Source organism: Pseudomonas sp. Hp2, from assembly GCF_006386585.1.
Lineage (GTDB): Bacteria > Pseudomonadota > Gammaproteobacteria > Xanthomonadales > Xanthomonadaceae > Pseudomonas_S > Pseudomonas_S boreopolis.
Genome location: NZ_VAHJ01000001.1, coordinates 281,072 through 296,091, shown reverse-complemented (window position 1 = coordinate 296,091; position 15,020 = coordinate 281,072). Strand labels below are relative to the sequence as shown.

At 68.5% G+C, this 15,020-nt stretch carries 12 protein-coding genes and 1 tRNA gene; all 13 read left to right on the top strand.

Features of this window, described 5'->3' with window-relative positions:
* Positions 1 to 5: 5 nt before the first annotated feature.
* The 13 genes from pheT to FD678_RS01155 all read left to right on the top strand — a co-directional run bounded on the left by pheT (position 6) and on the right by FD678_RS01155 (position 15,010).
* Positions 6 to 2,399, top strand: a complete 2,394-nt coding sequence (gene pheT, locus FD678_RS01215; RefSeq protein WP_140718784.1) for a phenylalanine--tRNA ligase subunit beta — start codon at positions 6 to 8, stop codon at positions 2,397 to 2,399.
* A gap of 21 nt (positions 2,400 to 2,420) precedes the next feature.
* Entirely contained in the window at positions 2,421 to 2,720 is a 300-nt protein-coding gene (locus tag FD678_RS01210; RefSeq protein WP_002811076.1) for an integration host factor subunit alpha, read from the top strand.
* The gene (locus FD678_RS01205) at positions 2,701 to 3,057 is read left to right on the top strand and encodes a MerR family transcriptional regulator (RefSeq protein WP_140718783.1); all 357 of its coding nucleotides are present in this window, start codon (positions 2,701 to 2,703) and stop codon (positions 3,055 to 3,057) included. Before FD678_RS01210 ends, FD678_RS01205 begins: the two co-directional genes overlap by 20 nt.
* Positions 3,058 to 3,132: 75 nt before the next feature.
* Positions 3,133 to 3,209, top strand: a tRNA-Pro gene (locus FD678_RS01200).
* A 587-nt stretch (positions 3,210 to 3,796) separates the two neighbouring features.
* Complete coding sequence (locus tag FD678_RS01195) at positions 3,797 to 4,495, top strand: polysaccharide biosynthesis/export family protein (protein WP_177497499.1); 699 nt, start codon at positions 3,797 to 3,799, stop codon at positions 4,493 to 4,495.
* Positions 4,492 to 5,892, top strand: a complete 1,401-nt coding sequence (locus tag FD678_RS01190; RefSeq protein WP_218569420.1) for a GumC family protein — start codon at positions 4,492 to 4,494, stop codon at positions 5,890 to 5,892. The genes FD678_RS01195 and FD678_RS01190 overlap by 4 nt, the downstream gene beginning before the upstream one ends.
* Positions 5,893 to 6,153: 261 nt before the next feature.
* The gene (locus FD678_RS01185) at positions 6,154 to 7,608 is read left to right on the top strand and encodes an undecaprenyl-phosphate glucose phosphotransferase (protein WP_140718781.1); all 1,455 of its coding nucleotides are present in this window, start codon (positions 6,154 to 6,156) and stop codon (positions 7,606 to 7,608) included.
* A 65-nt stretch (positions 7,609 to 7,673) separates the two neighbouring features.
* Positions 7,674 to 8,981 (top strand): hypothetical protein, encoded by a 1,308-nt coding sequence (locus FD678_RS01180; RefSeq protein ID WP_218569419.1) that lies wholly within the window; start codon positions 7,674 to 7,676, stop codon positions 8,979 to 8,981.
* Entirely contained in the window at positions 8,978 to 10,069 is a 1,092-nt protein-coding gene (locus FD678_RS01175) for an acyltransferase family protein (RefSeq protein ID WP_140718780.1), read from the top strand. The genes FD678_RS01180 and FD678_RS01175 overlap by 4 nt, the downstream gene beginning before the upstream one ends.
* Before the next feature lie 31 nt (positions 10,070 to 10,100).
* On the top strand, positions 10,101 to 11,243 hold the full coding sequence (locus tag FD678_RS01170; protein WP_140718779.1) for a glycosyltransferase family 4 protein: 1,143 nt from the start codon (positions 10,101 to 10,103) through the stop codon (positions 11,241 to 11,243).
* Positions 11,240 to 12,280 (top strand): glycosyltransferase, encoded by a 1,041-nt coding sequence (locus FD678_RS01165; RefSeq protein WP_218569418.1) that lies wholly within the window; start codon positions 11,240 to 11,242, stop codon positions 12,278 to 12,280. Before FD678_RS01170 ends, FD678_RS01165 begins: the two co-directional genes overlap by 4 nt.
* 17 nt (positions 12,281 to 12,297) lie before the next feature.
* A complete protein-coding gene (locus tag FD678_RS01160) occupies positions 12,298 to 13,776 on the top strand; it encodes a lipopolysaccharide biosynthesis protein (RefSeq protein WP_218569417.1) in 1,479 nt (492 codons plus the stop codon).
* Between the two features lie 37 nt (positions 13,777 to 13,813).
* A complete protein-coding gene (locus tag FD678_RS01155) occupies positions 13,814 to 15,010 on the top strand; it encodes a GumK N-terminal domain-containing glycosyltransferase (RefSeq protein ID WP_140718777.1) in 1,197 nt (398 codons plus the stop codon).
* Positions 15,011 to 15,020: the final 10 nt, after the last annotated feature.

Below are 15,020 nucleotides of genomic sequence, written 5' to 3'. Positions count from 1 at the left end.
AGACCATGAAATTCTCCGAAAATTGGTTGCGCAGCCATGTCCCGACCAGCGCCTCGCGCGATGAACTGAGCGCGGTGTTGACCGCCATCGGCCTGGAGGTCGAAGAGGTCGTCGCGTTCGGCGAGGGCCTGCAGCAGGTGGTGGTGGCGCGCATCGTCGAGGCGGTCCGCCACCCGGAAGCCGACCGGCTGCAGGTCTGCAAGGTCGATGCCGGGCAGGGCGAGCCGTTGCAGATCGTCTGCGGTGCGCCGAACGCGCGCGCCGGGCTGGTCGCGCCGCTGGCGCTGGTGGGCGCCCAGGTCGGCGAGCTGAAGATCAAGCCGGCCAAGCTGCGCGGCGTGGAGTCCAACGGCATGCTGTGCTCGGCCAGGGAACTGGGCCTGGACAGCGACGGGTCGGGCCTGTTCGAGTTGCCGGACGACGCGCCGGTCGGCCAGCCGCTGGCCGAGTACCTGGGGCTGCCCGACGCCAGCATCGAGATCAAGCTCACCCCGAACCGCGCCGACTGCTTCAGCGTGCGCGGCATCGCCTACGACGTGGCGGCAGCCACCGGCAGCACCGTCAATCCCTTGCAGGCCGAACCGGTGCCCGCGCAGAGCGACAGCCGCCTGGAGGTCGAACTCCAGGCGGGCGCGCGCGTGCCGCGTTTCGTCGGCCGCGCCATCGATGGCGTCGATGCCGGCCGGCCGACGCCGCTGTGGATGGCCGAGCGCCTGCGTCGCGCGGGCCTGCGCCCGATCAGTTTCCTGGTCGATGTCACCCAGTACGTGATGCTGGAACTGGGCCAGCCGATGCATGCCTTCGACCGCGACACCTTGCAGGGTCCGGTGGTGGTGCGTCCCGCGCGCGCCGGGGAAACCGTCAAGCTGCTCGACGAGCGCACCGTCAGCCTGGACGAGGAGTTCCTCGTCGTGGCCGACAGCCAGGGCGGGGCCGGCGCACGCGCCGTCGCGCTGGGCGGCATCATGGGCGGCGCGGATACCCGCGTCACCACTGCCACCACCCGCGTTTTCCTGGAGGCGGCGCACTGGGTTCCCTCGGCGATCATCGGCCGCAGCCGCCGCCTGGGGCTGCATACCGACGCGGGGCACCGCTTCGAGCGCGGCGTGGACCCGCAGTTGCCGCGCATGGCGATCGAGTACGCCACCCGGCTGATCCTGGACGTGGCCGGCGGCGTGCCGGGGCCGGTGGTCGAGGCCGTGCGCGAGCAGGACCTGGCCAGGCCGCAGCCGATCGGCCTGCGCCGCGCGCGCATCGCGCGCGTGCTGGGGATCGCCATCGAGGACGCCGAGGTGGAGCGCATCCTGCGCGCCCTGGGCATGCAGGTGGCCGCCTCCGCCGATGGCTGGCAGGTGACCGCGCCGGGCCGCCGCTTCGACATCGCGATCGAGGAAGACCTGATCGAGGAACTGGCGCGCATCCACGGCTACGGCAATATCCCGACCACGCTGCCCGGGGGCGCCGCGCGCGTCGCGATGCCGACCGAGACGCGGGTGGACGAGTGGAACGCGCGCCGCCAGCTGGTCGCGCGCGATCTGCAGGAGACCATCAACTACGCCTTCGTCGATGCCGGCTTGCTCGGGCACTGGCAGCTCGAGGCCGATACCGTCCCGCTCGCCAACCCGCTGTCGGCCGAGCTGGCGGTGATGCGGCCGCAACTGCTGCCGGGCCTGGTGGCGGCGCTGGGCCGCAATGCCGCCCGCCAGCTGGGCCGGGTGCGCCTGTTCGAGCTGGGCAAGGTGTTCTCGCGCGCGGCCGAGGCCGGTGCCGCGCCGGTGGAGCGCCTGTGCGTGGCGGCAGCGGTCTGCGGCGATGCCCAGGCCCTGCAATGGGGCGAGCCGGCGCGCAAGGTCGATTTCCACGACCTGAAGGGCGACCTGGAATCGCTGGCCGCGGCGTCCGGCGCCCAGCTCGAGTACCGCCGCTCGGACCGCCCGTTCGGCCATCCGGGCCGTTCCGCCGACGTCTACCGCGACGGCGAGCGCATCGGCTGGATCGGCCAGTTGCATCCGCGCCTGGCGCGGGCGCTGGACCTGGACATGGACGTGTTCGGTTTCGAGCTGGAGTTCGAGGCCCTGGCGCGGCGCGCGCTGCCGCGGGCGGCCGAACTGTCGCGCTATCCCTCGGTGCGCCGCGACCTGGCCTTCCTGGTGCCGGAGGCGGTGGACTGGTCCGCCCTGGAGGCCACGGTGCGCGGGGCGGTCGGGCCGCTGCTGCGCGAGGTCCAGCTGTTCGACCGCTACGTCGGCACGGGGGTCGAGCCGGGCTTCAAGAGTCTGGCTATGGGCTTGATTTTGCAGGATAACTCGCGCACTCTGACCGACCGAGACGTGGATGCCGTCGTGAACGAGGTGGTGACCGTCATCGAGCGCGAGCACCGCGCCCGGATCCGTGGTTGAGGCGGTAGGCTGGGGGATGTGATGGCATTGACGAAAGCGGAAATGGCCGAACGGTTGTTCGACGAGGTCGGTCTGAACAAGCGCGAAGCCAAGGAGTTCGTGGACGCGTTCTTCGACGTGTTGCGCGACGCGCTGGAGCAGGGGCGGCAGGTGAAGCTGTCCGGTTTCGGCAACTTCGACCTGCGTCGCAAGAACCAGAGGCCCGGTCGCAATCCCAAGACCGGCGAGGAGATTCCGATTTCCGCCCGCACGGTGGTCACCTTCCGTCCGGGCCAGAAGCTCAAGGAGCGGGTGGAGGCATATGCTGGATCCGGGCAGTAACCGCGAACTTCCGCCGATTCCGGCCAAGCGCTACTTCACCATCGGTGAGGTCAGCGAGCTGTGCGACGTCAAGCCGCACGTGCTGCGCTACTGGGAGACCGAGTTCCCGAGCCTGGAACCGGTCAAGCGTCGCGGAAACCGCCGCTACTACCAGCGCCACGACGTGCTGATGGTGCGCCAGATCCGCAGCCTGCTCTACGAACAGGGCTACACCATCGGCGGCGCGCGCCTGCGCCTGGAAGGCGAGGGCGCCCGCCAGGAATCCGCGCTGAGCAACCAGATCATCCGGCAGGTGCGGATGGAGCTCGAGGAAGTCCTGCAGCTGTTGCGGCGTTGAACGTGCCGGGCGAGCTAGGAAAAGCCTTCACAAAGCCGCTATAATCGCCAGCCCGCCGAGAAGCGGGACACCTTCCGGGGTATAGCGCAGCCTGGTAGCGCACCAGTCTGGGGGACTGGTGGTCGTCGGTTCGAATCCGGCTACCCCGACCAAACCATCGAAGCGGCGGCCTGCATCGTGCAGGCCGCCGTTTTCGTTTGGCGGTCGGGCGCGCAACCGCATGCGCAGTTCTCCCGCGCGGGGGCGTCGGCTCCGCACCGATGCGCGTTCCATCGGCCGAGTTGCGCAACGCGCCCTCGCCATCGGCATGGATTGAGACATGCCGCGCACATTGCCCATGACCGGATGCGCGGCCGTCCGCGACGCGCGGATCAATGCAGCGAAGTGCGCAAAACGTCGCAGCTTCATGTGGTGAATACGTGAATGTGTGATCGCGGTCGTTCGATGCGCACAGCTTTCGCCACGCTTTCTTCGCATGGATATTCATGCGGCGTGAAGGCCTTGGGAACGAACTTGAACCCTGCCTACAACGCGCGTCAAAAAATCGACGCGAGGGCATTGCAGGACATCTTTTCTGTGCCATAGTGCGGCGCAACACGTAGCTCCGTTGTTGGTTCCGGCCGGGAGTGCCGGAATCGGAAATCCTCCGTAGACACCCGTTTCGACTGGCGCACCGGCGTCGGCCGAAGGGTGCCGGAGTTCCCGAACCCCACCCAACAAAGGCGGATAGACGCGACGCATGAAGACACCGATCGGAAGACCCGGACAAGGCGCGTGCCTGGCCCTGATCTGCTCGATACTCCTGGGCGCATGCAGCACGACCTCGCACATGGCGAGCCAGCTGCCGGAGCCCGATCCGCTCGCGCTGTCGACGGTGCAGCCCGAGTACCGGTTGGCCCCTGGCGACCTGCTGCTGGTGAAGGTGTTCCAGGTCGACGACCTGGAGCGCACGGTGCGCGTGGACAACCAGGGCCACATCACGCTGCCGCTGATCGGCGAGGTGCAGGCGTCCGGCGTGGGCGTGGTTGAACTGGAGAAGCAGATCGCCGATCGCTATCGCGCGGGCTACCTGCAGGACCCGCAGGTCTCGGTCTTCGTGCAGGAAGCCAACGGGCGCCGCGTCACCGTGACCGGCGCGGTGGACGAGCCGGGCATCTATCCCGTCGTCGGTTCCAACCTCACGCTGCAGCAGGCGCTGTCGCAGGCCAAGGGCGTGAGCAGCGTGGCGAGCCGGCGCAACATCATCGTGTTCCGCACCGTGCAGGGCCAGAAGATGGTCGCGCGGTTCGACCTGACCGACATCGAGGAGGGCAAGGCGCCCGATCCGGAGATCTACGGCGGCGACATCGTGGTCGTCTATCGCTCCGACGCGCGGCTGTTGTTGCGCACCGTGCTCGAGCTGACTCCCTTCGTCATGGTGTGGCGCGCCTACCGATGAGCATCCATCCCGAACATCGTTCCGTGCCGCATGGGCACCTGCAACCGGCTGACATGGGCCTGCGCGACTACTGGCAGGCGCTCTACGGCCAGCGCTGGCTGATCGTGCTGATCACCGTGGCGATCGTGGCGCTGGTGGCGCTGGCGACGTTCCTGCTGACCCCGAGCTATCGCGCGAGCAGCACGCTGCAGATCGAGCGCGACACGCTCAACGTGGTCAACGTCGAAAGCCTGATGCCGGTGGAGTCGCCGCAGGACAAGGACTTCTACCAGACCCAGTACCAGCTGCTGCAGAGCCGCTCGCTCGCGCGCGCGGTCATCCGCGAGGCGAAGCTCGACCAGGAGCCGGCCTTCAAGCCGCTGGTCGACGAGGCCATGGACAAGGTGCAGTCGGCCAGGCGCGAACGCGGCGGGGAACTGGTGAGCCGGCAGAGCATCGCCGAGCGCGTGCTGACCCCAGTGTTGCTGGCCGGGCTGGACATCGAGCCGGTGCTGAACTCGCGGCTGGTCTACATCAACTTCGATTCGCCCGATCCGGCGCTGGCCGCCAAGATCGCCAACGCCTATGCGCGCGTGTTCATCGTCAGCAACCAGGAACGGCGGCTGCGCGCGTCCGCGTTCGCGACCAAGTACCTGTCCGAGCGGCTGGAGCAGTTGCGCGGCAAGGTCGAGGAGTCGGAGAGGAACCTGGTCGATTACTCGAGCCAGGAGAAGATCGTCTCCGTCGGCGAGGACAAGCCGTCGTTGCCGGCGCAGAACCTTACCGAGCTGAATGCGATGCTGGCTTCGGCGCAGGACGCGCGGATCAAGGCGGAAGCGGCCTGGCGGCAGGCCGCGGCCGGCGACGGCATGAGCCTGCCGCAGACGATCGCCAACCCGCTGATCCAGACCCTGCGCGCCGAACAGGCCAAGATCGACGCGGAGTACCAGCAGAAGCTGGCGACCTTCAAGCCGCAGTATCCGGAGATGCAGCGGCTGCAGTCGCAGCGCGACGAGCTGCAGCGCCAGATCAACCGCGAGGTGCTGAACATCCGCGGTTCGCTCAAGGCGGCCTACGACGCCGCGAGCCGGCAGGAGCAATTGCTCGAAAGCCGGATCGCCAGCCTCAAGGGCGACGAGCTGGACCTGCAGTCGCGCAGCATCCGCTACAACATGCTCAAGCGCGAGGCCGATACCAACCGGCAGCTCTACGATGCCTTGCTGCAGCGCTACAAGGAGATCGGCGTGGCCGGGAACATCGGCAGCAACAACGTCTCGATCGTCGACGTGGCCGACGTTCCCAGCAAGCCTTCCTCGCCGAAGTGGCCGCTGAACCTGGCGATCGGGTTCATCTTCGGCGCATTCATCGCGGTGGCATTCGCGTTGCTCCGGTATTTCCTGCGCGAGGAACAGCGGTGACGTCGATGAACGCAGCGCCGCGAGGTACAGCTTCGGTAACAGGAACTGACGATGATGAAGTGCGATCCGGCGAGAAGAGGAGGCATTCCATTACCCTGCGAGTCCGCGTGTTGAACGTTTGATCTGTTGATTGTCGAAGGGCTGTCGCATGGCCTGGGGTCGGTGTTAGGGGCGCCGCAGCGGTGTGCGACAGACGAATCGAGACCCGGTAAACCGGCGTGTCCCCCTGCATGCCGGCCAACGGGTTTGGAGGACCACCCCATGCTCTTGGCAGACCTCAGTAGTGCGACCTACACGTCTTCGTCGCGACGTCTCCTCTCGAAATACTCGGCGGCGGCCGACCTGGCCCTGCGAGTGCTCGATCTCGCCGTCGTCGTCGCCTCCGGCCTGGCGGCGTATCGCGTGCTCTACGGTACCTGGGTGCCGGCGGCCGCCTATCGCGTGGCGATCGGCACCACCTTGCTGTACGCGGTGATCTGCTTCGCGATGTTCCCGTTGTACCGGAGCTGGCGCGGTCGCGGCCTGCGCAAGGAGCTGCTGGTGCTCGGCGCGGCGTTCGCCGGCATCTTCGCGCTGTTCTCCGTGCATGCGCTCATCGTCCAGTTCGGCCAGACCGTGTCGCGGCTCTGGATCGGGCTGTGGTTCGCCGGCGGGCTGGCCGTGCTGGTGCTGGCGCGCACCGGCCTGCGCACGTTCCTGAACCACCTGCGCGCGCGCGGCATGGACGTGCAGCGCGTCGTCGTGGTCGGGTTGCGCCACCCGGTGCTGAAGATCCATCGCTACCTGGACCGCAACCCATGGGTCGGCATGAACGTGGTGGGCTATTTCACCAGCCGCTACGACCTGGCGCTGCCGGAAGAGCGCTCCGCGATCCCGTGCCTCGGCGCGCCGGACGAACTGGTGGCCTATCTCGACCAGAACCGCGTGGAGCAGGTCTGGATCTCGCTGCCGCTGGGCGAGCGCGACAGGATCAAGCAGTTGCTCGAGAAGCTCGAGCGCTACCCGATCAACGTCAAGCTGGTGCCGGACCTGTTCGACTTCGGCATGCTCAACCAGTCGGCCGAGCAGATCGGCACGGTGCCGGTGATCAACCTGCGCCAGGGCGGCGTGGACCGCGACAACTACTTCGTGGTGGCCAAGGCCCTGCAGGACAAGATCGTGGCGGTGCTGGCGCTGATGCTGCTGTGGCCGCTGATGCTGGCGATCGCGGTCGGCGTGAAGCTGAGCTCGCCCGGCCCGGTGTTCTTCCGCCAGCGCCGCAACGGCCTGGGCGGGCGCGAGTTCCACATGATGAAGTTCCGCTCGATGCGCGTGCATGACGACAGCGGCCCGCAGATCGTGCAGGCCACGCGCAACGACCCGCGCATCACCCGCTTCGGCGCCTTCCTGCGCAGGACCAGCCTGGACGAGCTGCCGCAGATCTTCAACGTGCTGGGCGGCAGCATGTCGATCGTCGGGCCGCGCCCGCACGCGGCCCAGCACAATACCCATTACGAGAAGCTGATCCACCGCTACATGCAGCGCCACTACGTCAAGCCGGGCATCACCGGCTGGGCGCAAGTGAACGGCTTCCGCGGCGAGACCCCCGACCTGCGGACGATGAAGAAGCGCATCCAGTACGACCTGGACTACATCCGCCGTTGGTCGCTGTGGCTGGACATCCGCATCATCGTGCTGACCGCGGTACGCGTGCTCGGCCAGAAGAACGCCTACTGACGGCCATGGAGAAAGGGCACCCCGCCAGCGTCCCGCCAGGACCGCCGCGACCGCCGGAAACCCCGGTGGCCGCGGCGGAGACCGCGCGGCTGCGGCGCACGCGCTGGACGAACTTCGGCATCGAGGTGCTGATGTTGCTGGCCGTGGGCTACAACATCGTGCTGGCGGTGATCAACGCGAAGGTGTTCACGGTCCGGCCGGCGATGACGTATGCCGTCGAGTTCCTGATCTACGCGGCCTGCTTCGCGATCGGGATCTGGTCGCTGGAGCGCAGGCGGCTGGCGCTGGTGGTGAGCGGGCTCGGACTGGTGGTGGCGTTGATGCTGGTGCGGTTCCTGTTCTCCTGGCAGGTGGATCCCAAGTTCTTCCGCGACGCGCTGATCGCCTTCGCCTTCCTCGTCCTGGGCGCGTCGTACCGCGGCTCCCTGCCCAAGCTGTTCCTGCGCATGACCGTGGTGGTGGCGCTGGTGGCCCTGTTCGAGCTCGCCACGCCGGACGTGTACGGGGACGTCGTCAACCCGAAGAGCTACTTCGTCAACGCCCGCGGCGCCAGCGCCGAGGGTTTCTGGAACCAGGACAGCAATCTCTACGTCAGCGCCACGCGGCCGGGCGAGCGCAACTTCCTGCCGGGTTCCAACCTGCCGCGCGCCTCTTCGGTGTTCGTCGAGCCGGTGACGATGGGCAACTACATCATCTTCTTCGCGGCGATCGTGCTGGCGTTCGCGCGCTGGTTCAAGCCGCCGGCACTGCTGTTGTCGATCGGATTGATCGGCTTTCTGATCGTCGCCTCGGACGGACGGCTCGCCGCCGGCACCTGCGTGCTGATGCTGCTGCTGGCGCCGTTCCTGTTGCGGCTCGACCAGCGCCTGGCGTTCCTGCTGTTCTTCCTGGTGCTGGCCGGAGGATGGCTGCTGGTCTGGGTCTCGGGCATCACCGCGTACGAGGACACCACGCTCGGCCGGATCTTCTTCACCGTCGATTCCATCAACCATCTCCCGTTCGCGACGTGGATGGGATTGGATCCCGGGGCGGCGTACCGCTACTTCGACAGCGGCATCTCCTATTTCATCGCGTCGCAGTCGGTGGTCGGCGTGCTGGCGTTCCTGCTGGCCTATTCCTTCCTGCTGACGCTGCCCACGCGCGAGGGGCAACTGTTCAAGAACCTGGCGATCTTCGCCTTCGCGCTGAGCCTGCTGGTGTCCAACGGCTATTTCTCGATCAAGACGTCGGCGCTGTGGTGGTTCGCCTGCGGCTGCCTGTGGCAGATGCAGGCCATGCCGGCGGCGAGCGCGATGCGGACGGACAGGGCCGTACGCTCGCCCACGTCCATCGCCGGAGGGAAGGACCACGTTCCGGCGGGGGCGCTGCCATGAGCGACGTGCTGCGGGTGGGGAACGCGGTCCTCCCGGCACACCGTGCGGCGACGCCGGTGCGCGTGCGCGACCTCAGGATCGACGCCGCCAAGGCCCTGGCCATCGTGCTGGTGGTGCTCGGCCACGCCAAGGGCATACCGCAGGCATTCACGATCCTGGTCTACAGCTTCCACGTGCCGCTGTTCTTCTTCGTCTCCGGCTGGGTGGGGGAGGGACATGGGTCGGCGCGCGCGGGCTGGAAGGCGTGGAAGAAGCTCGCCCGCACGCTGCTGGTGCCGTACGTGTGCTTCTTCGCGCTGGGCTACGCGTACTGGCTGCTGACCCGCAACATCGGCGAGAAGGCCGCACGCTGGGGCGACCGGCCTTGGTGGGAGCCGCTGCAGGGATTGGTGAGCGGCATCGGGCCCGAGTTGTACGTGCAGCCGGCGTTGTGGTTCCTGCCGGCCCTGTTCGTCACGACGCTGGCCTATCTTTACCTGCGGCGGCGCGTCCTGCCGGGGTGGATGGCGCTGGGCGCCGGCGTGGTGTCGTGGCTGTGGATCGGTTGGTTCCCGGGACTGGGGCTGCGGCTCCCGTTCGCGCTGGACGTGCTGCCGGTGGCGCTCTTCTTCTTCTCCGCGGGCGCCCTGTGCTCGTACGCGGGCTGGCTGCTGCCGCGCACCCCGGCCGGCAACCTGGTGGGCCTGGTGGTGCTGGGCCTGCCCTGGCTGGTATTGGCCTGGCGCAACGGGCGGGTGGACATCAACCAGCTGGAGTTCGGGTACTCCCGCATCGTGTTCCTGGTCGCGGCCCTGCTGGGCACGGCGATGACGCTGTGCGCCGCGCAGCTGCTGGCGCGGTGGCGCTGGGTGCAGTGGATCGGCCGCAACACGCTGCTGGTGCTGTGCACGCATCTGCTGGTGTTCTTCGTGCTTTCCGGGGTGGCTTCGCTGCTGGGTGGCTTCGGCCCCGGCGGTCCGGGGCCGGCCTGGGCATTGTTCGTGTCGGTCGTGGCATTGCTCGCCTGCGTGCCCATGCACGCGGTGCTGATGCGGTGGGCGCCGTGGTCGCTGGGGGCCAGGCCGGCCGCCGCGGGTACGGCCGCCTGATCCGTTCGTTTTGGAGGAGAGAGAAGGCCTGATGAAAGTCGTGCACGTGGTCCGCCAGTTCCATCCTTCCATCGGTGGCATGGAAGAGGTGGTGCTCAACATCGCGCGCCAGCATCGCGCGGTGGCGGACGACGACGTGCGCGTGGTGACGCTGGACCGGCTGTTCACTGCGCCGGCGACGACGCTGGCGCGCGAGGCGCACTACGAGGACCTGCCGGTGACGAGGATCCCCTATCGCGGATCCACGCGTTACCCGCTGGCGCCCTCGGTGCTGGCGGCGCTGGGGGCCGCCGACCTGGTGCACGTGCATGGCATCGATTTCTTCTACGACTTCCTCGCCGTGTCGCGGCCGCTGCACGGCAAGCCGATGGTGGTCTCCACCCATGGCGGCTTCTTCCATACCGGCTACGCGTCCAGGCTCAAGAAGGTGTGGTTCAACACGCTGACGCGCGCTTCCGCGCTGGCCTATCGCCGGGTGATCGCGACCAGCGAGAACGACGGCGACATGTTCTCGCGCGTGGTGGCCCCGGCGCGGCTGCGCGTGATCGAGAACGGCGTGGACGTGGGCAAGTACGCCAGGCAGGGGGCGCAGGTCCCCGGCCGCACCCTGATCTACTTCGGGCGCTGGTCGGTCAACAAGGGCCTGATGGAAACGCTGGACCTGCTGAAGGCGCTGATCGCGCTCGATCCGGCCTGGCGGCTGATCGTGGCCGGCCGCGAGTACGACTTCAGCGAGGCCGACATCCGCGCGGCCATCGCGACCCGCGGGTTGGCCGCGCACGTCGATCTGCACGTTTCGCCTAGCCAGGAGCAGCTGCGCCTGCTGATGCGCCAGGCGCAGCTGTTCGTCTGCCTGTCGCGGCACGAGGGATTCGGGATCGCGGCGGTCGAGGCGATGAGCGCGGGACTGATTCCCGTGCTGAGCGACATTCCCCCGTTCGCGCGGCTTTCGGGCGAGTCGGGGCAGGGCATCCTGGTCGATCGCGACGACCCGATCGGGGCGGCCGTGCGCGTGGAGCGGCTGGCGCTGGAGCTGGAGCGAGATTTCGGCCGGCGCCGCGAAGCCGCCATGGCCTACGTCGAGCGCTACGACTGGCGGCACGTCGTGGGGCGCTACCTCGACGAGTACCGGAGCGCGCTCGGCCAGCGGCACCCGCAGGAGGCGCTGCGATGAATGCCATGACGATGGCGCGCGAAGCGACGCTTCCCGAGATCACCGTGCTGTTCTCCACCGAGCAGCCGGGGGAGAAGACCAATCCGTACCTGACCCAGCTCTACGCTGCCCTGCCGGAGCGGGTGACGCCGCGGTTCTTCTCGATGCGCGACGCGCTGCTGTCGCGCTACGACGTGTTGCACCTGCACTGGCCCGAGTACCTGCTGCGCCATCCGACCCGCCTGGGCACCCTGGCCAAGCAGTGCGCGGTCGCGCTGCTGCTGCTGCGCCTGAAGCTGGGCGGCACGCCGATCGTGCGTACCCTGCACAACGTCGCCCCGCACGAGGACCATGGCGCGATCGAGCGCGCGTTGCTCGGGTGGATGGACCGCATGACCCGGCGCTGGATCCGCATCAATGCCGCCACGCCGGTGCGGCCGCCTTTCACCGACACGATCCTGCACGGGCATTACCGCGACTGGTTCGCGCGCATGCCCCAGGCCGCGAGCGTGCCGGGCAGGCTGCTCCACTTCGGGCTGATCCGCCCCTACAAGGGCGTGGAGGCGCTGCTGGATGCGATGGGCGACGTCGGCCGGGCCGGGGTTTCGCTGCGCATCGTCGGCAACCCCGCCACGCCGCAGATGCGCGAGCGCGTGGAGCGGGCCTGCGCGGAGGACGATCGCATCAGCGCGCTGCTCGCCTACGTGGAGGAGCCGGTGCTGGCCAGGGAGGTCAGCCAGGCCGAGCTGGTGGTGCTGCCGTACCGCCAGATGCACAACAGCGGCACGTTGCTGCTGGCGCTGTCGCTGGCGCGGCCGGTCCTCGCGCCGTGGAGCGAATCCAACTCCGCGCTCGCCGAGGAGGTCGGCCCGGGCTGGGTATTCCTGTACGAGGGCGATTTCGAGCCCGCGCTGCTGGAATCCACGCTGGACAAGGTGCGCGGCACGCCACGCGGCAGCGCTCCCGATCTTTCGCAGCGGGACTGGCCGAGGATCGGCCGGCTGCATTACCGCACCTATCTGGAGGCGCTGGGCCTGGACGGGGACGCCGCGCAATGAGTACGGAGGCTTCGACGATGGCACCACCCACTCCGCCACGAAGCCTGGCTTCGCGTGCCGCCGGCGGCGCGGCCGTGACGATGGCCGGGCAGGCGGCCAAGATGGCGGTGCAGTTCGGCGGGATCGTGCTGTTGGCGCGATTGCTGACGCCGCACGACTACGGCCTGATGGCCATGGTCACCGCGATCGTCGGCGTGGCCGAGATCCTGCGCGACTTCGGCCTGTCCTCGGCCGCGATCCAGGCCCGCCACGTCAGCCGCGAACAGCGCGACAACCTGTTCTGGATCAACAGCGGCATCGGCCTGGTGCTGTCGGTCGCGGTGTTCGCGTCGGCGCATGCGATCGCCTCCTTCTACGCCGAACCGGCGCTGGTGACGATCTCGCAGGCGCTGGCGGTGACCTTCCTGCTGAACGGCATGACCACGCAGTACCGCGCCCACCTCAGCCGCGGGCTCAGGTTCGGGCAAGTGGCGCTGAGCGACGTCGGGGCGCAGGTCGTGGGCCTGGCCGCCGGCGTCGCCGCCGCGCTGCTGGGCTGGGGCTATTGGGCGCTGGTGCTGCAGCAGGTCGTGCAGGCGTTCGTGAACCTGGCCATCGCCGCGGCCTGTTCGCGCTGGCTGCCGCGCGGCTACCGGCGCGATGCGGCGATGGGCGGCTTTCTCAGCTTCGGCTGGAACCTGATGGCCGCGCAGTTGCTCGGCTACGCCAGCCGCAACGTCGGCCAGGTGATCATCGGTGCCCGCACCGGGGTCGAGGCGCTCGGCCTGTACAACCGCGCGTTCCAGCTGCTGATGATGCCGCTCAACCAGATCAATGCGCCGGCCACGACGGTGGCGCTGCCGGTGCTGTCGCAGTTGCAGGACGAGCGCGAGCGCTTCGGTGCGTTCCTGGTGCGTGGGCAGACGGTGATGGTGCACCTGATCGTGGCGCTGTTCGCGTTCGCATGCGCCCAGGCGTTGCCGCTGATCGTGCTGGTGCTCGGCGAGCAGTGGCGCGACGCGGTGCCGTTGTTCCAGGTACTGACGCTGGGCGGCATCTTCCAGGCCGCGGCCTACGCGGCCTACTGGGTGTTCCTCGCCAAGGGCCTGATGCGGCAGCAACTGGTCTATTCGGTGGTGTCGAGGGTACTGCTGATCGCCTGCATCCTGGTCGGCTCCTGGTGGGGCGTGATGGGCGTGGCGGCAAGCTACTCGATCGGCCTGTTGCTGCTGTGGCCGCTGTCGCTGGTCTGGATCGGGCGGATATCCGACGCCCCCGCCGCGGCGCTGTTCAACAACGGCTTGCGCGCGTTGGCCGGCTACGGTGCGGCGGCGGCGCTCTCCTGGTACGTGTCGTGGAGGATCGGCGGGCCGCTCTGGCAGGTGCTGGGGATCGGCTGCGCGGCGATGGCGCTGGGATGCGTCGCCGTGTTCCTGGCCTGGCCGGCCTTCCGCCGCGACGTGATGGCCATCGTCGACATCCGCAAGCTGATCCGGGAAGGAGGAGGACGCCGATGAACGCCGCCGCTCGTCTCCAGCCCGTGGGAGTCCAACCATGAACGCGATCCGCACCGACGGCGTCCCGAGCCCGCGGCGCCCGCGCTATCTCGTGCTTTCCGCGCACGACTACCGCACGCCGCGCCGCGCCAACATCCACTTCATCGCCGACGAACTCGCGCGCCGCGGCAAGACCCGGTTCTTCTCGCTGCGCTACAGCCTGCTGTCGCGGATGAAGGGCGATGCGCGGCTGCCCCTGGACGACACCGCCAACCGCGTCGTCGAGCACAATGGGGTGGAGTGCTACCTGTGGCGCACCGCGGTCCATCCGTTCAACACGCGCCGGCCCTGGCTGCGCCCGGTCGAGGACGCCATGTTCCGTTGGTACGCCTCGCATCCGCCGCGCGCCTTGGTGGACTGGATCAGGGACTCGGACGTGATCGTGTTCGAGAGCGGCTATGCGATCGCCTTCATCGAGCTGGCCAAGCGGCTCAATCCGAACGCCCGCCTGGTGTATCGCGCTTCCGACGGGCTCAGCACGATCAACGTGGCGTCGTGGATCGAACGGACCTTCGACCGGGTCGCGCCGGCGATGGACGTGATCGCGCTGGTGTCGCCGGCGATGGCGGCGGAGATTTCCAGCCGCGACAACGTGTTCCACGTCGGGCACGGCGTCGACCACGACCTGGACAGCCTGGGCGACCCGTCGCCCTACGGAGAGGGCACGCATGCCGTGTCGGTGGGCTCGATGCTGTTCGATCCCGGCTTCTTCGTCGTGGCGGGCCGGGCTTTCCCGGAGGTCACCTTCCACGTGATCGGTTCCGGCATGGGGCGGCACCCGGACTACGGCGACAACATCGTGGTCTACGGCGAGATGAAGCACGCCGAGACGATCCGCTACATCAAGCACGCGCGCTTCGGCATCGCGCCCTATGCCTCCGAGCAGGTGCCGGACTACCTCGCCGACAGTTCGATGAAGCTGTTGCAGTACGACTTCTTCGGCCTGCCGGCGGTGTGCCCGCATCGCGTGGTCGGCGGCTACCGCGCGCGCTTCGGCTACACGCCCGGCGACGCGGACTCGGTGGTCGCCGCGATCGGCAAGGCGCTGGAGGCGCCGCGCGTGCGCTACCGGCAATGCCTGAGCTGGGCGGAGACGACCGATCGCGTGCTCGATCCTGCCGCCTATCCCGAAACCCGTCTCGTGCAGGCCGCTCCGACGGCCAGCGGCGATGGCCTGCGAACGGCGCCCGCCTGACCGGCGGCCT